A 19,026-nucleotide genomic window follows, 5' to 3' on the forward strand; every position below is an offset into this window, starting at 1 on the left:
TTAAACTGTCTGGTGTACTTGCTCATATGAAACGCCCCTGAGGTTGGATTTTTGTCCAACGTCAGGGGCGCAGTTCAGGCGCTGAACTCAAGAAATGCGCGATCCCTGTGGGAGCGGGCGTGCCCGCGAAGGGTCGCAAAGCGGCCCCAAATTACTTAATTGACTGGCATTAGCCCCTCCCGGCGGGTTTTTTTATACGTGTTGTTCCAGCACCAAGCCGGAAAGAATCACCTGCAGCGCCTCTGGTAACGCCACAGGCCGGCCATTGACACGCTCGATGAAGACTTGCACCACCGTGCCGGCCGCGCAGGCCTCGGGCTCACCTGGGCGATACAACGCCAGGCGGTACTCCACCGTACTGCCCGCCAGGCGCGTTACGCCCAGCCCAACTTCCAGCACGTCCGGGAAGCCCGGCAATGCATAGAAATCTGCTGCCGAACTGACCACGAAAGCCGCCAGCTCGCCGTCACGCAGGTCCAGCTCGGCCTGCTCGACGAGAAACGCCTGGATCGCCGTTTCGAAGAAGCCGTGCACCGTGGCCCCGGCGATATGGCCATTGAGGTCGTTGTCCTGCGGGCGGGTGAGAATCGGGTGAAAGTGGGAGAAGGCAGTGCGCTGAGGGGATTCGGTCATCTGGCTGACTCTTGTCTTCGCAATGGATGCTGACAGTGAAACAGAAAAACCAGGTTCCCGCTGCCTGCACCTCACCCTGTAGGAGCGGCCTTGTGTCGCGATGGGCCGCAAAGCGGCCCCGACAATTTATGCAGTGACGCTAAAACCCCGGGGCCGCTATGCGGCCCATCGCGACACAAGGCCGCTCCTACAAGGCATTGCATCAGCCGGATAACAAAAAGCCGCCAATGCTGGCGGCTTTCTCATTGCGGCTGGTTGCAGCTTACAGCTGCGGACCAGCGGCCTTGATGGCGTCGGAAACTTCAAACTTCTTGAAGTTCTCGATGAACAGCTTGGCCAGGCCTTTGGCGGCCTCGTCGTAGGCAGCTTTGTCAGCCCAGTTGGTACGCGGGTTGAGCAGTTCGGTATCAACGCCTGGGACGGCCTTCGGTACGTCCAGGTTGATGATGTCCAGGTGCTCGGTTTCGGCACCGACCAGCGCGCCGCTCTGGATGGCAGCGATCACCGCGCGGGTGGTCGGAATGCTGAAGCGCTTGCCAACGCCGTAGCCACCACCGGTCCAGCCGGTGTTGACCAGGTAGACCTTGGAGTTGAAGCCGTTGATACGCTTGATCAGCAGCTCGGCGTACTCGCCAGCCGGGCGTGGGAAGAACGGTGCACCGAAGCAGGTCGAGAAGGTCGACTTGATGCCGCCGCCCGAGCCCATTTCGGTGGAACCGACCAGCGCGGTGTAACCGGACAGGAAGTGGTAGGCAGCCTGTTCGTTGTTCAGGATCGACACCGGAGGCAGAACACCGGTCAGGTCGCAGGTCAGGAAGATCACTGCGTTTGGCTCACCGCCCAGGTTCTTTTCCGAACGCTTGGCAACGTGCTCCAGCGGGTAGGCCGCGCGGCTGTTCTGGGTCAAGCTGACATCGGTGTAGTCAGCGTGCTTGTTGGCGTCGAGAACGACGTTTTCCAGCACAGCGCCGTGCTTGATGGCTTTCCAGATGACCGGCTCGTTCTTCTCGGACAGGTCGATGCACTTGGCATAGCAGCCGCCTTCGATGTTGAAGACAACGCCTTCGCCCCAACCGTGCTCGTCGTCACCGATCAGGTAACGGCTTTCGTCGGCCGACAGGGTGGTTTTGCCGGTGCCGGACAGGCCGAAGAACAGGGTTACATCGCCTGCTTCGCCGATGTTGGCGGCGCAGTGCATTGGCAGCACGTCGGCAGCCGGCAGCAGGAAGTTCTGCACCGAGAACATGGCTTTCTTCATTTCACCGGCGTAGCGCATGCCGGCGATCAGCACTTTCTTCTGCGCGAAGTTGATGATCACGCAACCGTCGGAGTTGGTGCCATCACGCTCAGGTACGCACTCGAAGTTGGCCACGTTGAGCACCTGCCACTCGTCGCGACCCGCCGGGTTGTACTGCTCAGGGTTGATGAACAGGCAACGGCCGAACAGGTTCTGCCAGGCAGTCTGGGTGGTCATTTTCACCGGCAGGTAGTGCTCGGCGGCAGCCCCTACGTGAACGTAGGAAACGAAGTGATCCTGGGCGTTGTTGAACGCCTCGACGCGGTCCCACAGGGCATCGAACTTGTCGGCCGGGAACTTGCGGTTGATCGGGCCCCAGGCGATGGCGTCCTGGGTGGAAGGCTCTTCGACGATGAAACGGTCAGCCGGCGAACGGCCAGTACGGTGACCGGTCTCCACGACCAGCGCGCCGGTATCGGCTAGTACACCTTCACCGCGTTGCAGCGCTTCTTTTACCAGCTCATCGACGCTCAGGTCGGTGTACACGGTGTTATTGGCTTGCGTCATGAGATACCCCATCCGGCCCGAGGCCGAGTGCTCCAAACGTTTTGTAGTTGTTCCGAAAAAACTACTACAGCGAAAAAAGTGGCCGGATTATGCCAGAAAAGCCCAAAAAAAGTAGGCCCCTCCTGTCAGAACTGCGTTTTTGCGCAATTCGACAGGAGATTTTCCTGAGCTTAAACGTTTCAGTGGCGAGTTTCTGAGGCTACGTCCGTGCCGCCGCCGGCAAACAGTTGCGCCACATCGCTGGCGTCGAAGAAATAGCGCTGGTTGCAGAACTGGCAATCGATCTCTACCTGCCCACCGCACTCTTGCACCAGTGCCTTGGCGTCATGCTCACCCAGGCTGACCAGGGCATTGCCGGAACGCTCGCGTGAGCAGCTGCATTTGAAGCGCAGCGGCTGTTCATCGAACAGGCGCACGGCATCTTCGTGGTACAGGCGGTGCAGCAGGGTTTCATTGGCTTCTGCCCACTCTTGCGGCTTGAGGGTCTGGGCCAGGGCAACCACGTGCTGCCAGCTGTCTTCGCGCTCTTCATCGTCCGGCTGGCGATCGCGTGGCAGTTGCTGAAGCAGCAGGCCGCGCGCCTTGCCAGCTTCGGCATTCAGCCAGAACCGCGTGTTCAACTGCTGGGACTGAACGAAGTAGTTGGTGAAGCACTCCGAGAGGTTGGCACCATCGAGGTCGACGGTCCCCTGATAACGCTGGCCCTTGACCGGGTCGATGGTCAGGGTCAGGTGGCCGTCGGGCATCAGCTGCGCCAGGCTGGCGTCGGCCGGGATCTGATCCGCCTCGTATCGGGCCATGCCGCGGATATCACGGTCACCGGAGCACTCGACCATCAGCAGCGGGATCGGCCCGGCGGAGCGCGCCTGGAGTATGAGCAGGCCGTCGAACTTCAAGGCACCGACCAGCAAAGCGGTGGCGGCCATCAGCTCGCCAAGCAGGGTTTGCACCGGCTGTGGGTATTCATGACGCGCCAGCACTGCAGCGTAGCTGTCATCGAGAGACACCCACTCGCCGCGCACATCGCGCTCGTCGAAGATGAAACGTTGGGTGAAATCTTTTTCTGGCAAGTCGCTCATGGTTGTCTGGCTATCTGAAAATGATGACAAAATAATGAAAGGGAATCAGTAATCCCATCGCAGAGCGCCTTCAGGCGCTCGTTTCCCTTATAGGAGATAGAGGTATCTTATGGATAATCGACCACTGTTCCAAGCAAGGTGGTCCTGGGGACCGCTGGCAGCCTGCACGCTGCTGCCGATCGCTCTACTGTGTTTCTGGTTATGGCCTTTTGGCCAGATCCTGTGCCTGACTTTCGACGAGTGGCTGTTCCACAGCCTCAATGCACCGTTGGCTGACAACACCACCTGGCGCTATATCTGGACCGTGGGCAGCATGCGCCCGTTCGACATCGTGGTCGGCCTGATCCTGCTGGCACTGCTGATCCGCGGTGATTGGGTATTCAAGGCAGCGCAGGTTCGACAGGCGTTTTTCGGCTTTCTGGTCACGCTGCTTCTCTTAGTGGTGATTCGCGCGCTGTTTTCCAAGTGGGTGGATGCCGCGGGCTGGCAACACAAGAGCCCCTCGATGATGTTCGACGACGTGGTGCACCTGAGCGACTACTACCCCCACCTGGAAGCCAAGTGGGAGCTGAAGGACCGCTCCAGCAAGAGTTTCCCCGGCGACCACGCCTCGGTGTTGTTGATCTGGGCATTGTTCATGAGCGTGTTCAGCCGCCGCCTGATGCAGTTCGTGGTGATCTGGGCGCTGGCGGTGCTGTTCATGCTGCCGCGCCTGGTGGCCGGCGCGCACTGGGGGCAAGATGACTACATCGGCGGGTTGCTGATGGCAGTGCTGGCGTTGGGCTGGAGCTATTACACGCCGTTAGCGGCCAAGGGTAGCGCGGCACTGATGCGCTGGACGGCGCCGTTGTTCTCGATTGCTGCGAAATTGCCGTTGGTCGGGCGGTTGGCGGTAGTCCGCTAGACCCCTGGGGGCTGCTGCGCAGCCCATCGCGACACGAGGCCGCTCCTACAGCACTGCCTGCACCCTTGTAGAAGCGGCCTCGGCTATTCGAAGTTCCCATGCAGCTGGTGAATCTGCCGCCGCTGCTTCTTGTTCGGCCGGCCATCGGTAGTTACCCCCGTCGCCCCTGCCTTGCGCATTTCGGCTGCCTGCTCCCTGCGCCGCACACTCTCTTCGGTTTCTTCGTACAGCGTCTGCGCCTCGGGCGCCCCACGCCGCACCACCGACAACGCCTTCACCACCACGGTGCGCTCATCGAAGCCGGTACGCAGCACGAATTCGTCGCCCACGCGCGGCTCCTTGCCCGGCTTGCAACGCTCGCCCCGGCAATGCACCTTGCCGCTCTCGATCGCGGCCTTGGCCAACGCCCGCGTCTTGTAGAAACGAGCCGCCCACAGCCATTTGTCCAGGCGCACCTTATCGTCGTCTTCGGCTTTTTGTGCCATTGCGTTACCTCGGATTCTGTCTTTCATCGAACTGTACTACCTTCACTTACGGATGCAAAAAGTCCCCGCCGTGCTTACAGTTCACCACCTCATTCGCAGGGTGTGCTTAGTGAAGACATTTGACCATTTGACTGTGATCGGCCTGCGTGAGTGGGTCGCCTTGCCCGACCTCGGTGTGGCCGGGCTGCGCGCCAAGATCGACACCGGCGCCAGTACCTCCAGCCTGCACGCCACCGATATCGAACCCTTCGAGCGTAATGGCCAACCCTGGGTGCGCTTCACCGCCCACCTGGGCACGGTAGTGCAGTTGCGCCATCGCCGCTGCGAAGCACCTTTGGTGAACAGAAAGATCATCCGCAGCTCTAACGGGCATGCCCAGACCCGTTATGTCATTCGCACGCCACTGGCGTTGGGTGACCGTGTGTGGGAGGTCGAATTCACCCTGGCCTGCCGCAAGAGCATGCGCTACCGCCTGCTGCTCGGCTCGAAGGCCCTGGTGCAGGGCCAGCTGGTGGTCAACCCAGGCGTAAAGTACGTGCAAGACAAACCGGCCTTCCCGGCCACCCTTTCCCCTGTCACAGGTGCTGCATGAAGATCGCTGTGCTGTCGCGCAATCCGCGTCTGTATTCCACCCGCCGCCTGGTCGAAGCCGGTACTCAGCGTGGCCACGAAATGGTGGTGATCGATACCTTGCGGGCCTACATGAACATTGCCAGCCACAAGCCGCAGATCCACTACCGCGGCAAGCCGCTGGAAGGTTTCGATGCCGTGATCCCGCGTATTGGCGCCTCGGTAACCTTCTACGGCTGTGCGGTGCTGCGCCAGTTCGAAATGATGGGCGTGTACCCGCTCAACGAGTCGGTGGCTATCGCCCGCTCGCGCGACAAGTTGCGCTCGCTGCAGCTGTTGTCACGGCGCGGTATTGGCCTGCCGATCACCGGTTTCGCCCACTCGCCCGACGATATTCCCGACCTGATCCGCATGGTCAACGGTGCCCCCCTGGTGATCAAGGTGCTGGAAGGCACGCAGGGTATCGGCGTGGTGCTGTGCGAAACCCCGCAGGCAGCCGAGTCGGTGATCGAGGCGTTCATGGGCCTGAAGCAGAACATCATGGTGCAGGAGTACATCAAGGAGGCCGGCGGTGCGGACATCCGCTGCTTCGTGGTGGGGGACAAGGTGATTGCCTCGATGAAGCGCCAGGCCAAGCCCGGTGAGTTTCGCTCCAATCTGCACCGTGGCGGGGTCGCCAGCCTGATCAAGATCACCCCCGAAGAGCGCATCACCGCGATTCGCGCAGCCAAGGTGATGGGTTTGAGTGTCGCGGGCGTGGATATCCTGCGCTCCAACCATGGGCCGTTGGTGATGGAGGTGAACTCATCGCCAGGCCTGGAAGGCATTGAAGTGACCACTGGCAAGAACGTGGCCGGGATGATCATCGAGCACCTGGAGAAGAATGGCGGGCCGAATCAGACCCGGACCAAAGGGAAAGGCTGATTCACCCGGCCCTAGCGCCGACAAGCCCACAGGTACTGCACAGTTTTCAGACCTTGTGCATGACCTGTAGGGGCTGGCTTGCCGGCGACAGGGCCGGCACAGCCAACCAAACTCAAACGGCGTTACGCGGCAACAACAGCCCCAACGGCAACCGCACCCGCGCCTCGATACCGCCCCCGGACCGGTTGCGTAGCTCGACATTGCCGCCATGCTGCGCCGCAATACGCTTGACGATGGCCAACCCCAACCCGGTCCCCTTGCCACCCCGCGCCCGGTCACCCCGGATGAACGGGTTGAAGATGGTTTCCAGCTCCGACTCGTCAATACCGGTACCGCGGTCCAGCACGCTCAGCACCACGTACGGCGCACTTTCGTCACCCGAGACATAGGCTGCCACCTCGACCCCTTTGCCTGCGTGGTGCAAGGCGTTGCCGATCAGGTTGCCCAACATGCGCTTGAGCGACACGCGGCGCAGCGGGAACGGCGGGATCGGCTCCAGGCACAGGCGCACACGTTCTTCCGGCTGGTTGTAGGGGGCGACCACCTCACGCACCAGGTCCGCCAGGTCGACCTCTTCGACCGGCTCGTCCCGGCCATCACGGATAAACGCCAGGAACTGGTCGAGAATCGCGTCCATGTCTTCGATATCACGGACCATATCGTCGCTCAGGTCGTTGTCGCTGTTGAGCAACGACAACGACAAACGCAGGCGCGTGAGCGGTGTACGCAAGTCATGCGAAACCCCGGCCAGCATCAGCTCGCGTTCACGCCCAGCCTGCTCGACGTCTTCGGCCATCTGGTTGAAGGCCCTGTACACCTCGGTCATCTCGCTGGGGGTGTCGCTGATCGGCAACCGCACGCTGCGCCCCTGGCCCAACTGGCGGGCGGCGAACACCAGACGCTTGAGCGGCTGGTTCAGCTGCCGCACGAAGATCCACGCCGAAGCGGTGGACAACAGGCCAATGGCCAGGAACCAGCCCAGCACGTTCCAGATTTTCTGCCCGCGTAGCGGGTGCGGGTACAACGGCACCTTCAACCAGCCCGGGCCCAGGCTCGGCGCATTTACCCACAGCGCCGGCGGCGCATGGATGCGCAGGCGTACTTCGGTGTCCTCGCCCAGCTCGGCCTGCATCTGGCGTTGGTAGATTTCGCTGTAGGGCCAATGCTGCTCGCCTTCGGGCACGCCCGAGCCGGTCACACGAATGAGGCCTGCCGCCTCGGCGATCTTGTCGCGGTTTTCTTCGTCGGCAGCCCAATACGCGCGCAAAGTCAGCGCCACACCGTGGCTGTACTGCCGGTCGACCAGTACGTCCTCGTTCATCAGCAGGTAGACCAGGGTCAGGGCCTTGGAGAACAGGACAACGATCAACACCAGCCACAGGGTGCGGGCGAAGAAGCTTTGCGGAAACCAGAGCGGTGTTTTCATCGACGGTCAGGCATCACTTTCCGGCGTTTCCGTCCGGCACGAACACGTAGCCCACGCCCCACACGGTCTGGATGTAGCGGGGCTTGGACGGGTCGGGCTCGATCATGCGCCGCAGGCGCGAAATCTGAACGTCGATGGAGCGCTCCAGGGCATCCCATTCACGGCCACGGGCCAGGTTCATCAGCTTGTCGCGGGTCAGCGGCTCGCGGGCATGCATGACCAGCGCCTTGAGCACGGCGAACTCACCGGTGGTGAGCATGTGCACTTCGTCGCCACGCTTGAGTTCGCGGGTGGCCAGCGACAACTCGTAGTCGCCGAAGGTGACCGACTCGTCTTCGCTACCCGGTGCCCCTGGCACGGTGGGTGCCTGGCGGCGCAGCACGGCCTTGACCCGGGCCATCAGCTCGTCCGGGTTGAACGGCTTGCCCAGGTAGTCATCGGCACCCAGCTCCAGGCCCTTGATGCGGCTGAGCTCGTCACCCTTGGCAGTGAGCATGATGATCGGGATCTGGTTGTTGTGCTGGCGCAGGCGCTTGCACGCCGACAGGCCGTCTTCGCCCGGCAGCATCAGGTCCAGCACCACCAGGTTGAACACCTCGCGGGACAGCAGGCGGTCCATCTGTTCGGTGTTGGGCACCGCGCGGGCTCGGTAGCCTTTGCTGGTGAAGAAACGTTCCAGCAGGCTGCTCAGCCCTGGATCGTCGTCGACGATGAGAATCTTTTCACCTTCTGCGGTGTTCGGCGTGCCGGTCATGAATAACTCCTCTGAGATCGCCGCGCATTATGGCGTAGCCATTGCAACGCGTGCCGTGAGCATTGTTAGCAGATTTTTCCCCGGGCGCCAGTTCCGACTGGCCGGGCGCCATCACCGCAAGCGGTTTGCGATGGGTATAATGCGCCGCTTTCATCCTGCGCCGCCGGGCGAAAGCCCATAGGCGACCCCCGTATTCACAAATGTCAGGTGGTTTACATGGACAGCATCAACAGCCGTATCGCCGAGGAACTGGGCGTACGCCCCCAGCAGGTCGAGGCGGCCGTGGGCCTGTTGGACGAAGGCTCGACCGTGCCTTTCATCGCCCGTTACCGCAAGGAAGTGACCGGTAGCCTGGACGACACCCAGCTGCGCCATCTGGAAGAGCGCCTGCGCTACCTGCGCGAACTCGACGAACGCCGCGCCAGCATCCTCTCCAGCATCGAGGAACAAGGCAAGCTGACCCCGGAACTGGCCCGCGAAATCAAGCTGGCCGACACCAAGACCCGCCTCGAAGACCTGTACCTGCCGTACAAGCAAAAGCGCCGCACCAAGGGCCAGATCGCCCTCGAAGCCGGCCTCGGCGAGCTGGCCGACGGCCTGTTCAACGACCCGTCACTGACCCCGGAAAGCGAAGCGGCACGCTTCGTCGATGCCGACAAGGGCGTGGCCGACGTGAAGGCCGCCCTGGAAGGCGCCAAATACATCCTCATGGAGCGCTTTGCCGAAGACGCCGCATTGCTCGACAAACTGCGCAGCTTCCTCAAGCAGGAAGCCGTGCTCAGTGCCCGCGTGGTGGCCGGCAAGGACGAGGAAGGCGCCAAGTTCCGGGACTACTTCGCCCATGACGAGCTGTTGCGCACCGCCCCTTCGCACCGCGCCCTGGCAATTTTCCGCGGGCGCAACGAGGGCGTGCTGAGCGCTTCGCTGAAAGTCGGCGAAGAACTGCCGGGTACCCTGCACCCGTGCGAACTGATGATCAGCAACCACGTCGGCATCGAGAACCGCAGCCGCCCGGCCGACAAATGGCTGGCTGAAGTGGTGCGCTGGACCTGGAAGGTCAAGCTCTACACCCACCTGGAAACCGACCTGTTCGGCGAACTGCGCGACAACGCCGAAGGCGAGGCGATCAACGTGTTCGCCCACAACCTGCACGACCTGCTGTTGGCGGCCCCGGCCGGCCCGCGCGCCACCCTGGGCTTCGACCCTGGCCTGCGCACTGGCTGCAAGATCGCCGTGGTCGACGCCACCGGCAAGCTGCTGGACCACACCACGGTCTACCCGCACGCCCCGAAAAACGACTGGGACCGGACCCTCGCCATCATGGCCGCGCTGTGCGCCAAGCACTCGGTGGAGCTGATTGCCATCGGCAACGGTACCGCCAGCCGCGAAAGCGACAAGCTGGTCGCCGAACTGGTCAAGAAATATCCAGCCCTGAAAATCACCAAGGTCATGGTTTCCGAAGCCGGCGCGTCGGTGTACTCGGCCTCGGAACTGGCCGCCCGCGAATTCCCGGACCTGGACGTATCGATCCGTGGCGCCGTATCGATTGCCCGCCGCCTGCAGGACCCGTTGGCCGAACTGGTGAAGATCGACCCGAAATCCATCGGCGTTGGCCAGTACCAGCACGACGTCTCGCAGTTGAAACTGGCCCGTGGCCTGGACGCCGTGGTCGAGGACTGCGTGAACGCCGTGGGCGTGGATGTGAATACCGCCTCGGTGGCGTTGCTGACGCGCATCTCCGGGCTTAACGCCACGCTGGCACAGAACATCGTCGCGCACCGCGACGCCAACGGCCCGTTCGCCACCCGCGCGGCGCTGAAAAAGGTCAGCCGCCTGGGCGAAAAAACCTTCGAGCAGGCTGCCGGCTTCCTGCGGGTGATGAACGGCGACAACCCGCTGGACGCCTCGGCGGTTCACCCCGAAGCCTACCCCCTGGTACAGCGCATCGCCGCCTATACCGACCGCGACATTCGCTCGCTGATCGGCGACAGCAGCTTCCTCAAGCGCCTGGACCCCAAGCGTTTCACCGACGAAACCTTCGGCCTGCCGACCGTGACCGACATCCTGCAGGAGCTGGACAAACCCGGCCGCGACCCCCGCCCGGAATTCAAGACCGCCACCTTCCAGGATGGCGTCGAAGACCTCAAGGACCTGGAGCCGGGTATGATCCTCGAAGGCGTGGTGACCAACGTCACCAACTTCGGTGCCTTCGTCGATATCGGCGTACACCAGGATGGCCTGGTGCATATCTCGGCGCTGTCGGAGAAGTTCGTCAAGGACCCGCGCGAGGCGGTCAAGGCCGGCGACGTGGTCAAGGTCAAGGTCATGGAAGTGGACATCCCGCGCAAGCGCGTGGGCTTGTCGATGCGCATGAGCGACACCCCGGGCGAAAAGGTCGAAGGCAACCGCGGCGGTAACCGTGGCCCGGCAGGCAACCGCCAGCCACAGGCGCCGCGCCAACGTGAAACCGCTACCGCGGCCCCGGCCAACAACGCCATGGCCGCGCTGTTCGCCAACGCCAAGCAGCTGAAGAAGAAGTGATGGACATACCACGCGAATATGTCGAAAGCGCCTTCAGCCAGCTCCTTGGCTGCCGCCTGCAACGCCTGGAGCCCGGCGTTGCCGAGGTCGCCCTGGCGCTGCAGCCGCAGTTGCGCAACCGTGGCCAGAAGCTGCACGGCGGGGCTATTTTCAGCCTGGTGGATATCGCCATGGGCCTGGCCTGTTCGGCCAACCATGGCTTTGACCAGCAAAGCGTCACCATCGAATGCAAGATCAACTACATGCGCGCCGTCAGTGACGGCGAGGTCCTGTGCACCGCCCGCGTGCTGCATGCCGGGCGGCGTACCCTGGTGGTCGACGCCGACGTAGTCCAGGGCGACAAACTGGTGGCCAAGGCGCAAGGAACCTTTGCGGTTCTCTAGCTCACCAAGCAGTATCTGCGGTATTTTCAGCAGTGCGCTGGCACTGCTGGATCCGCGTAAACCAGGCGACAACGCCAGTTCCTTTCTCCCTACCCTTGTAGACCGTTATCTCTACCCCCATATTGGGGCGACTGACGCGTGAAGGAATACATCTTGAGCGAACTCCTCAACCGCCGCCTGAGCCTGCTCGGCGCCAATCTTCCCCTGCTCAAGCAGTGCCTGCACGGTATTGAGCGCGAATGCCTGCGCGTGACCGACGAAGGTCGCCTGGCCCAGACCCCGCACCCGGATGCACTGGGGTCGGCGCTGACCAACGAGCAGATCACCACTGACTATTCCGAGTCGCTGCTGGAGTTCATCACCCCCGCGCTGGCCGACCCGGCTAAAGTGCTCGAAAGCCTCGAACAGACCCACTGTTTCGTCTACAGCAAGCTGGGCGACGAGTACCTGTGGAGCCCATCGATGCCATGCACGTTGCCGGCCGAAGAGGACATCCCGATCGCCGAGTACGGCAGCTCGAACATCGGCAAGCTCAAGCACGTCTACCGCAAAGGCCTGGCCTTGCGCTATGGCCGCACCATGCAGTGCATCGCCGGCATTCATTACAACTTCTCGCTGCCAGAGGCTCTGTGGCCTTTGCTGCGTGCTGCCGAAGGCAGCAGCGAGCCCGACCGCGACTATCAGTCTTCGGCCTACATTGCGCTGATCCGCAACTTCCGCCGCTACAGCTGGTTGTTGATGTACCTGTTTGGCGCCTCGCCGGCCCTGGACAAAGGCTTCATGCGTGGCCGCCCGCACCAGCTCGAAGAGCTGGACGCCGAAACCCTGTACCTGCCCTACGCCACCAGCCTGCGCATGAGCGACCTGGGCTACCAGAGCAACGCCCAGGCGGGTCTCACGCCTTGCTACAACAACCTGGCCAGCTACACCGACAGCCTGCGCAAGGCGGTGGGCACGCCCTACCCGCCCTATGTCGAGGTCGGCACGCACGTCGACGGTGAGTGGGTACAACTGAATACCAACATCCTGCAGATCGAAAACGAGTACTACTCGAACATACGCCCCAAGCGCGTCACCTATACCGGCGAGCGGCCGATCCAGGCCCTGACTTCGCGCGGCGTGCAGTATGTGGAAGTGCGCTGCCTGGACATCAACCCGTTCCTGCCAGTGGGCATCGACCTGACCGAGGCGCGCTTCCTCGATGCATTCCTGCTGTTCTGTGCCCTGGAAGAAAGCCCGCAACTGGGCAATGCCGAGTGTGGCCAGTGCACCAGCAACTTCCTGGCCGTGGTCAAGGAAGGTCGCCGCCCGGGCCTGGAATTGCAGCGCAACGGCCAGCCGGTCAGCCTGAAGGTGTGGGCCAGCGAGCTGATCGAGCGTATTCGGCAGTTGGCCGAGCTACTGGACCAGGCCGAAGATACCGACGCCCACAGCAAGGCGCTGGATGCGCAACAGGCCAAGGTCGATGACGCCTCGCTGACGCCTTCGGCCCAGGTGCTGGCGCGCATGACCGAGCATGACGAAAGCTTCGTGCAGTTTTCGCTGCGCCAGAGCCGTATTCACGCCGAGACCTTCCGTGAACAGCCGCTGAGCCAGGAGCAGCAACAAACCTACGAGACGCTGGCCCGCGAGTCGCTGGCCAGGCAGGCCGAGCTGGAGCAGGAAGAAGTCGGTGATTTCGACCTGTTCGTGGGTGCCTATCAAGCCAGCATCCTGGCGATCAGCAACTGATGACGCGTACCGCTACCCCGCGCAAACCGCGCGCCAGCAGCCAGGCCAGGATCGAAGCGATCCTGGCGGCTGCCCGCGAACTACTGGCCGAGGTGGGGGTGGCGGCAATGTCGATCTACAGCGTGGCCGAGCGTGCGCAGATTCCGCCGTCGTCGGTCTATCACTTCTTCGCCAGCGTGCCGGCGTTGCTCGAAGCGTTGACCGCCGACGTGCACCGGGCTTTCCGTGAGGCTCTGAGGGCACCGATCGACAGCCAGGCGTTCAGTACCTGGCATGAGCTGTCACGGCTGATCGAGCAGCGCATGCTGGATATCTACAACCAGGATGCAGCAGCGCGGCAGCTGATTCTTGCCCAGCACGGGCTGAGTGAAGTGGTGCAAGCCGATCGGCAGCACGACATGGAACTGGGCGACCTGATGTACAAGTTGTTCGACCAGCATTTCCACCTGCCGGTGATGCCGCTGGATGTGGATGTGTTTGCCCTGGCCATGGAGCTCAGCGACCGGGTGTATGCGCGCTCGGTGCAGCTGCATGAGGCGATCACCCCGCGTATGGCCGAGGAAGGCAAGCGGGTGTTCGAGGCGTATCTGGGGTTGTATCTGCCGCCGTTTCTAATCAAGCGTTGAATTTGGTGGCCTCACCGCCGGCAAGCCGGCGCCCACAGGGTGAGGCACAAGGCCGAAAACCTGTGCAGTACCTGTAGGAGCGGCCTTGTGTCGCGATCGGGCTGCAAAGCAGCCCCGCGAGTTAAGCGTTATTGGGGCTGCTTTGCAGCCCTTCGCGGGCACGCCCGCTCCCACACTCAAGAAATGCGCGATCCCTGCGGGAGCGGGCGTGCCCGCGAAGGGTCGCAAAGCGGCCCGCGGGCCACTTTCATCACAGCTTGGCAATAGACACTTCCGTCGACTTCACAAAGGCAATCACTTCACTGCCCACCTGCAGCTCCAGCTCACGCACGGAGCGGGTAGTGATCACCGAAGTGACGATGCCCGAAGCCGTCTGCACGTCGATTTCCGACAGTACCGGCCCTTCGAGGATTTCTTTCACAGTGCCTTTGAACTGGTTGCGCACGTTGATGGCTTTGATAGTCATGATTGGCTTCCTTTTGGCTTCTGGGGTTCAGTGCGCCCAACGCAGTTGCGTGGGCAGAGGGGCTACAGGATCCGGCTCGGGCGCAGCGCCCGGGGCCGACAGCACACGGTTGAGCACTTCGCTTTCCAGCGCAGCCAGGCGGTGCGAACCACGCGCCCGAGGCCGTGCCAGGTCGACAGTGAGGTCGAGCCCGACCTCGCCGTCTTCGATCAGGATCACCCGGTCAGCCACGGCAACCGCCTCGCTGACATCGTGGGTAACCAGCAGCACGGTAAAGCCGTGCTGACGCCACAGGCGTTCGATCAGTTGCTGCATCTCGATACGGGTCAGGGCATCCAGCGCGCCCAACGGCTCGTCCAGCAACAGCAGGCGCGGCTGGTGGATCAGTGCCCGGGCCAGCGCCACACGCTGCTTCTGGCCACCCGAAAGCGCTGCCGGCCACTCATTGGCACGGTCGGCCAGGCCAACCGCCTCCAGGGCATCCAGCGCTCGCGAGCGCCAGTCGCCAGACAGGCCCAGGCCCACGTTGTCGATCACCTTCTTCCAAGGCAGCAGGCGTGCGTCCTGGAACATCAGGCGGGTTTCTTCGCGCGCTTCGTCCAGCGGCGCGGCACCGGCCAGCAACTGCCCGGCAGTGGGCTGGTCGAGCCCGGCCAGCAAACGCAGCAAGGTGCTCTTGCCGCAGCCGCTGCGGCCGACAATGGCCACGAACTGGCCCGCCGGAATGTGCAGGTCGATACCCTTCAATACTTCGCGCTGGCCAAAGGCCTTGCGCAAGCCGTTGGCGGCCAGCGGTATGCCACGCAGCAGGCGTGGCGGCTGTTCCTTGAGCACGGTCATGCGCCCTCCTTCTTCGCCACTTGATAGGCTGGGTGCCAGCGCAACCACACACGCTCCAGGCCACGGGCGGCCAGGTCGGCGAGCTTGCCGAGCACGGCGTACAAAACGATGGCCAGCACCACCACGTCGGTCTGCAGGAATTCACGGGCGTTCATGGCCAGGTAGCCGATGCCCGCGTTGGCCGAGATGGTTTCGGCAACGATCAGGGTCAGCCACATGAAGCCCAGGGCAAAGCGCACGCCCACCAGGATCGACGGCAGCGCCCCCGGCAGGATCACCTGGCGGAACAGGCTGAAGCCGGACAACCCATAACTGCGGGCCATTTCCACCAGCGCCGGGTCCACATTGCGAATGCCGTGGTAGGTGTTCAGGTAGATCGGGAACAACGTGCCCAGCGCGACCAGGAAGATCTTCGCCGACTCATCGATGCCAAACCACATGATCACCAGCGGGATCAGCGCCAGGTGCGGCACGTTGCGTATCATCTGCACCGAGCTGTCGAGCAGGCGCTCGCCCCAGTTCGAAAGGCCCGTGATGAAGCCCAGCACCAGGCCGATGCTGCCGCCGATGACGAAGCCCAGCCCGGCACGCCAGCCACTGATGGCCAGGTGGGTCCAGATATCACCGCTACGCACCAGCTCGACGCCAGCACTGACCACGGCGCCAGGCGCCGGCAAGATGCGCGTCGACAGCCAGCCAGCACTGACCGCCAGCTGCCAGGCGGCCAGCAGCAGCACCGGCAGCGCCCATGGCGCCAGCCGCTGGGCAAGGTTGTTGGAAGTTGCACGACTCATGGCCTGGCCCTCAGCTCTGAGCGACGGACTTGGGCAGGATGTCGTTGGCTACCATCTCGCCGAACGGGCTCACGTAGCCACCCGCCTTGGGTTGTTCCGGGCGGTTCACGTCAATGTGCGGGAACAGCAGCTCGGCCACTCGGTACGACTCTTCCAGGTGCGGGTAGCCGGAGAAGATGAAGGTATCGATGCCCAGCTCGGCGTACTCTTTGACCCGCGCGGCCACGGTCGGGCCATCACCGACCAGCGCGGTACCCGCACCGCCACGCACCAGGCCAACACCCGCCCACAGGTTGGGGCTGACTTCCAGGTTGTCGCGGTTACCGCCGTGCAGGGCGGCCATGCGCTGCTGGCCCACCGAGTCGAAGCGCGCCAGCGAGGCCTGCGCACGGGCAATGGTGTCATCGTCCAAGTGCGAAATCAGGCGGTCGGCGGCGGCCCAGGCTTCTTCGTTGGTTTCGCGCACGATCACGTGCAGGCGGATACCGAAACGTACTTCGCGGCCTTGAGCAGCGGCCTTTTTGCGCACTTGGGCGATCTTCTCGGCCACGGCTGCCGGTGGCTCACCCCACGTCAGGTACAACTCGACCTGTTCAGCCGCCAGGTCTTGGGCAGCTTCTGAAGAACCGCCGAAATACAGCGGCGGGCGAGGCTGCTGAATCGGCGGATAGAGCAGCTTGGCGCCCTTCACCTGAATGTGCTTGCCGTCATAATCGACGTTTTCGCCTTCCAGCACCTTGCGCCAGATACGGGTGAACTCGACCGACGCCTCGTAGCGCTGCTGGTGGTTCAGGTGCAGGCCGTCACCGGCCAGCTCGTCCGGGTCGCCACCGGTGACCAGGTTGAACAGCGCCCGGCCGTTGGACAGGCGATCGAGGGTGGCTGCCTGCCGAGCAGCCACGGTTGGCGAGATGATGCCGGGGCGCAGGGCCACCAGAAACTTCAGGCGCTGGGTCACGGGGATCAGCGAGGCCGCGACCAGCCAGGAGTCCTCGCAGGAGCGCCCGGTCGGGATCAATACCCCACCAAAACCAAGCCGGTCGGCAGCTTGCGCGATCTGTTGCAGGTAGCCGTGGTCGACCGCGCGGGCGCCATCGGCAGTGCCCAGGTACTTGCCGTCACCGTGGGTGGGCAGGAACCAGAAAATGTTCAGACTCATTGGAGTTGTCTCCTCAAGGGGGGCACGAGCCGGGGCGGTGCCCCGGCATGGGCGCATCATTCAAGGCGCGCTAGCGACCTTGGCCGGGGGTGTCCAGATCACATCCTTGATGCTCAACGGCTTGGGTATCAGCTTGAGCGCCTGGAAGGTGTCGGCGATCTTCTGCTGCGCCGCCACTACCTGCGGGGTGAGGGGCGCAGCGCCGTAGCCTTGGCGTTTGACCGAGGTAAGTGTGATGTCGGCAGGCAAGCCCAGCAGCGGCGCCACCTGTTCGGTGACTTCCTGCGGGTTGGCCTGCGACCACTCGCCCACGGCGCGCACTTGCTCGATAACGGTGTTGATCACCGCTGGGTGCTCGGTCGCGTAGTTGCGGGTAGCGAGATAGAACTGATGGTTGTCGACCAGGCCCTTGCCGTCACGCAGGGTGCGCGCCTGCAGCTGTTGCTCGGCGGCGGCCTGGTACGGGTCCCAGATCACCCAGGCGTCGACACTGCCGCGCTCGAAGGCTGCTCGGGCGTCGGCCGGCGGCAGGTAAACCGGCTGGATGTCGCTGTACTGCAGGCCCGCGTCTTGGAGTGCACGCACCAGCAGGTAGTGCACATTGGAGCCTTTGTTGAGGGCGACTTTCTTGCCTTTGAGGTCCTTCACCGACTGTACCGGCGAACCCTTGGGCACGAGAATCGCTTCGCTGTGCGGCGCGGGCGGTTCGTAGGCCACATAGAGCAGGTCGGCGCCGGCGGCCTGGGCGAATACCGGTGGTGTTTCACCGGTGACGCCAAAATCGATCGAGCCGACGTTCAGCCCTTCAAGCAGCTGCGGGCCGCCGGGAAACTCGGTCCACTGCACCTGTACGCCCTGCTCGGCCAGGCGCTTCTCCAGCGTGCCCTTGGCCTTGAGCAGCACCAGGGTGCCGTATTTCTGATAACCGATCCGCAGGCTCTCGGCCTGGGCTTGGGTGATAGCGCCGAAGGACACAGCCGCCGCGAACAGGGCGACCAGACCGCGACGCAAGAAGACTGTGCGCATGGCGCTCTCCTGTGCGATAGGGTTCGGGTTGCACCTGCTTGCCTCGTTGGCGGGCGAGTAAGGTGGTGAAGCGGATAAAACCGGTCAGATGCTCCAGCGAGCACTGAGCAGGCGTTCGTTCAGTACACCGGGGGCCACGGGGCGCGGCCGACGGGCCAGGGCAACGTGGAAGGTTTCCAGCGAGTCCTGCAGGCGTTCTTCCAGCGCGGGTAGCAGTTGCGCGGGCTTGCTGCCCTCTGCGTAAGCGACTTGGCTGTCGTCAGCGAAGATCCCTTGCAGGGTCTCTTGCGCCTTGAGTGCAGATAGCACGGGCTTGAGTGCGTAATCCACCGCCAGCATGTGGGCGATGCTGCCGCCGGTGGCGATCGGCAACACGATCTTGTGTGCCAAAGCGCGCTCGGGCAGCAGGTCGAGCAAGGTTTTAAGAGCACCGGCAAACGATGCCTTGTACACCGGTGTGGCGACGATCAGGCCATCGGCCTGGGCCACCAGTTGCTGGAAGTGCTGTACCTGCGGGCTGTCGAAACGGGCATGCAGCAGGTCTTCGGCGGGGAAGTCACGTACCTGGAACGTCACCACTTCGACGCCGCGATGCTGCAGCCACTGGCGCGAACGCTCCAGCAGCACGCCGGAGCGTGAACGAGGACTTGGGCTACCACCGATTGAGACGACCAACATTGCAGCGCTTCCTTGTGTTCTGTTGGGGGTGACATTAGCAGTCGGTTTATATATCTAGAAATCATATTTTTTCATTTGTTTATTCCATATTGGTTTAAAGCTTCAAGCTTCAAGCTACAAGCCGCAAGCTGACCTGCTCTTGCTCTTGCTTTTGCTTTTGCTTTTGCTTCTGCTTGCAGCTTGCAGCTCGCAGCTAAAAAAAG

General features: G+C 62.9%; 19 protein-coding genes. 7 read left to right on the plus strand and 12 right to left on the minus strand.

The genetic code is table 11. The features are described 5' to 3' along the window. Nucleotides 1–192: 192 nt before the first annotated feature. The 3 genes from QME24_RS14635 to hslO form a co-directional block, all read right to left on the minus strand. Entirely contained in the window at nt 193–633 is a 441-nt protein-coding gene (locus tag QME24_RS14635; protein WP_281690874.1) for a thioesterase family protein, read from the minus strand. Nucleotides 634–895: 262 nt separating this feature from the next. Further along, on the minus strand, nt 896–2,437 hold the full coding sequence (locus QME24_RS14640; protein WP_161893125.1) for a phosphoenolpyruvate carboxykinase: 1,542 nt from the start codon (nt 2,435–2,437) through the stop codon (nt 896–898). Between the two features lie 179 nt (nt 2,438–2,616). Beyond that, a complete protein-coding gene (hslO, locus tag QME24_RS14645; RefSeq protein WP_054905720.1) occupies nt 2,617–3,516 on the minus strand; it encodes an Hsp33 family molecular chaperone HslO in 900 nt (299 codons plus the stop codon). Nucleotides 3,517–3,625: 109 nt separating this feature from the next. On the opposite strand from hslO, the gene QME24_RS14650 reads away from it, so the two are divergent. Then, nucleotides 3,626–4,420 (plus strand): phosphatase PAP2 family protein, encoded by a 795-nt coding sequence (locus QME24_RS14650; RefSeq protein WP_009681237.1) that lies wholly within the window; start codon nt 3,626–3,628, stop codon nt 4,418–4,420. Nucleotides 4,421–4,503: 83 nt separating this feature from the next. On the opposite strand, the gene QME24_RS14655 is transcribed toward QME24_RS14650, so the two are convergent. After that, nucleotides 4,504–4,905, minus strand: coding sequence for a S4 domain-containing protein (locus QME24_RS14655; protein ID WP_054905722.1), 402 nt, complete (start codon nt 4,903–4,905; stop codon nt 4,504–4,506). A 109-nt stretch (nt 4,906–5,014) separates the two neighbouring features. Between QME24_RS14655 and QME24_RS14660 the strand changes: the two genes are divergently transcribed. Continuing rightward, entirely contained in the window at nt 5,015–5,497 is a 483-nt protein-coding gene (locus QME24_RS14660; RefSeq protein ID WP_009681235.1) for an ATP-dependent zinc protease, read from the plus strand. Next, entirely contained in the window at nt 5,494–6,399 is a 906-nt protein-coding gene (rimK, locus tag QME24_RS14665) for a 30S ribosomal protein S6--L-glutamate ligase (protein ID WP_009681234.1), read from the plus strand. The genes QME24_RS14660 and rimK overlap by 4 nt, the downstream gene beginning before the upstream one ends. A 112-nt stretch (nt 6,400–6,511) precedes the next feature. Here rimK and QME24_RS14670 read toward each other — a convergent pair whose 3' ends face one another. Further along, nucleotides 6,512–7,825, minus strand: coding sequence for an ATP-binding protein (locus QME24_RS14670; RefSeq protein ID WP_029887604.1), 1,314 nt, complete (start codon nt 7,823–7,825; stop codon nt 6,512–6,514). 13 nt (nt 7,826–7,838) lie between these two features. Continuing rightward, on the minus strand, nt 7,839–8,579 hold the full coding sequence (gene ompR / locus QME24_RS14675) for a two-component system response regulator OmpR (protein WP_009682249.1): 741 nt from the start codon (nt 8,577–8,579) through the stop codon (nt 7,839–7,841). Nucleotides 8,580–8,795: 216 nt separating this feature from the next. Here ompR and QME24_RS14680 point away from each other — a divergent pair, with 216 nt between their 5' ends. From QME24_RS14680 to QME24_RS14695, 4 genes are all read left to right on the plus strand, one after another. After that, nucleotides 8,796–11,120, plus strand: a complete 2,325-nt coding sequence (locus QME24_RS14680; protein WP_280091844.1) for a Tex family protein — start codon at nt 8,796–8,798, stop codon at nt 11,118–11,120. Further along, entirely contained in the window at nt 11,120–11,503 is a 384-nt protein-coding gene (locus tag QME24_RS14685; protein ID WP_009682247.1) for a PaaI family thioesterase, read from the plus strand. Before QME24_RS14680 ends, QME24_RS14685 begins: the two co-directional genes overlap by 1 nt. A gap of 153 nt (nt 11,504–11,656) precedes the next feature. Next, entirely contained in the window at nt 11,657–13,234 is a 1,578-nt protein-coding gene (gene gshA / locus QME24_RS14690; protein WP_280091845.1) for a glutamate--cysteine ligase, read from the plus strand. Beyond that, nucleotides 13,234–13,860, plus strand: a complete 627-nt coding sequence (locus QME24_RS14695) for a TetR/AcrR family transcriptional regulator (protein ID WP_009682245.1) — start codon at nt 13,234–13,236, stop codon at nt 13,858–13,860. Before gshA ends, QME24_RS14695 begins: the two co-directional genes overlap by 1 nt. 250 nt (nt 13,861–14,110) lie before the next feature. On the opposite strand, the gene QME24_RS14700 is transcribed toward QME24_RS14695, so the two are convergent. From QME24_RS14700 to ssuE, 6 genes are all read right to left on the minus strand, one after another. After that, nucleotides 14,111–14,326 carry a molybdopterin-binding protein gene (locus tag QME24_RS14700; RefSeq protein WP_003255829.1) on the minus strand — a complete coding sequence of 72 codons (216 nt, stop codon included), beginning with the start codon at nt 14,324–14,326 and terminating at the stop codon, nt 14,111–14,113. A 27-nt stretch (nt 14,327–14,353) separates the two neighbouring features. Further along, nucleotides 14,354–15,166 (minus strand): aliphatic sulfonates ABC transporter ATP-binding protein, encoded by an 813-nt coding sequence (gene ssuB / locus QME24_RS14705; RefSeq protein WP_029884763.1) that lies wholly within the window; start codon nt 15,164–15,166, stop codon nt 14,354–14,356. Beyond that, nucleotides 15,163–15,960 (minus strand): aliphatic sulfonate ABC transporter permease SsuC, encoded by a 798-nt coding sequence (gene ssuC / locus QME24_RS14710; protein ID WP_232892292.1) that lies wholly within the window; start codon nt 15,958–15,960, stop codon nt 15,163–15,165. The genes ssuB and ssuC overlap by 4 nt, the downstream gene beginning before the upstream one ends. A 10-nt stretch (nt 15,961–15,970) precedes the next feature. Beyond that, the gene (ssuD, locus tag QME24_RS14715) at nt 15,971–17,119 is read right to left on the minus strand and encodes an FMNH2-dependent alkanesulfonate monooxygenase (RefSeq protein ID WP_029884765.1); all 1,149 of its coding nucleotides are present in this window, start codon (nt 17,117–17,119) and stop codon (nt 15,971–15,973) included. Nucleotides 17,120–17,179: 60 nt separating this feature from the next. Then, nucleotides 17,180–18,145: a sulfonate ABC transporter substrate-binding protein gene (locus QME24_RS14720; protein WP_232892293.1), complete on the minus strand. Its 966-nt coding sequence runs from the start codon at nt 18,143–18,145 to the stop codon at nt 17,180–17,182. Nucleotides 18,146–18,229: 84 nt separating this feature from the next. Then, nucleotides 18,230–18,823, minus strand: coding sequence for an NADPH-dependent FMN reductase (ssuE, locus tag QME24_RS14725; protein ID WP_029884767.1), 594 nt, complete (start codon nt 18,821–18,823; stop codon nt 18,230–18,232). Nucleotides 18,824–19,026: the final 203 nt, after the last annotated feature.

The organism is Pseudomonas sp. PARCl1 (assembly GCF_947311875.1).
Lineage (GTDB): Bacteria > Pseudomonadota > Gammaproteobacteria > Pseudomonadales > Pseudomonadaceae > Aquipseudomonas > Aquipseudomonas juntendi.

Coding starts and splice junctions, on each gene's coding strand:
- QME24_RS14635 (WP_281690874.1), bottom strand. CDS start 633: ATGACCGAATCCCCTCAGCGCACTGCCTTCTCCCACTTTCACCCGATT.
- QME24_RS14640 (WP_161893125.1), bottom strand. CDS start 2,437: ATGACGCAAGCCAATAACACCGTGTACACCGACCTGAGCGTCGATGAG.
- hslO (WP_054905720.1), bottom strand. CDS start 3,516: ATGAGCGACTTGCCAGAAAAAGATTTCACCCAACGTTTCATCTTCGAC.
- QME24_RS14650 (WP_009681237.1), top strand. CDS start 3,626: ATGGATAATCGACCACTGTTCCAAGCAAGGTGGTCCTGGGGACCGCTG.
- QME24_RS14655 (WP_054905722.1), bottom strand. CDS start 4,905: ATGGCACAAAAAGCCGAAGACGACGATAAGGTGCGCCTGGACAAATGG.
- rimK (WP_009681234.1), top strand. CDS start 5,494: ATGAAGATCGCTGTGCTGTCGCGCAATCCGCGTCTGTATTCCACCCGC.
- QME24_RS14670 (WP_029887604.1), bottom strand. CDS start 7,825: ATGAAAACACCGCTCTGGTTTCCGCAAAGCTTCTTCGCCCGCACCCTG.
- ompR (WP_009682249.1), bottom strand. CDS start 8,579: ATGACCGGCACGCCGAACACCGCAGAAGGTGAAAAGATTCTCATCGTC.
- QME24_RS14680 (WP_280091844.1), top strand. CDS start 8,796: ATGGACAGCATCAACAGCCGTATCGCCGAGGAACTGGGCGTACGCCCC.
- QME24_RS14685 (WP_009682247.1), top strand. CDS start 11,120: ATGGACATACCACGCGAATATGTCGAAAGCGCCTTCAGCCAGCTCCTT.
- QME24_RS14695 (WP_009682245.1), top strand. CDS start 13,234: ATGACGCGTACCGCTACCCCGCGCAAACCGCGCGCCAGCAGCCAGGCC.
- QME24_RS14700 (WP_003255829.1), bottom strand. CDS start 14,326: ATGACTATCAAAGCCATCAACGTGCGCAACCAGTTCAAAGGCACTGTG.
- ssuB (WP_029884763.1), bottom strand. CDS start 15,166: ATGACCGTGCTCAAGGAACAGCCGCCACGCCTGCTGCGTGGCATACCG.
- ssuC (WP_232892292.1), bottom strand. CDS start 15,960: ATGAGTCGTGCAACTTCCAACAACCTTGCCCAGCGGCTGGCGCCATGG.
- ssuD (WP_029884765.1), bottom strand. CDS start 17,119: ATGAGTCTGAACATTTTCTGGTTCCTGCCCACCCACGGTGACGGCAAG.
- QME24_RS14720 (WP_232892293.1), bottom strand. CDS start 18,145: ATGCGCACAGTCTTCTTGCGTCGCGGTCTGGTCGCCCTGTTCGCGGCG.
- ssuE (WP_029884767.1), bottom strand. CDS start 18,823: ATGTTGGTCGTCTCAATCGGTGGTAGCCCAAGTCCTCGTTCACGCTCC.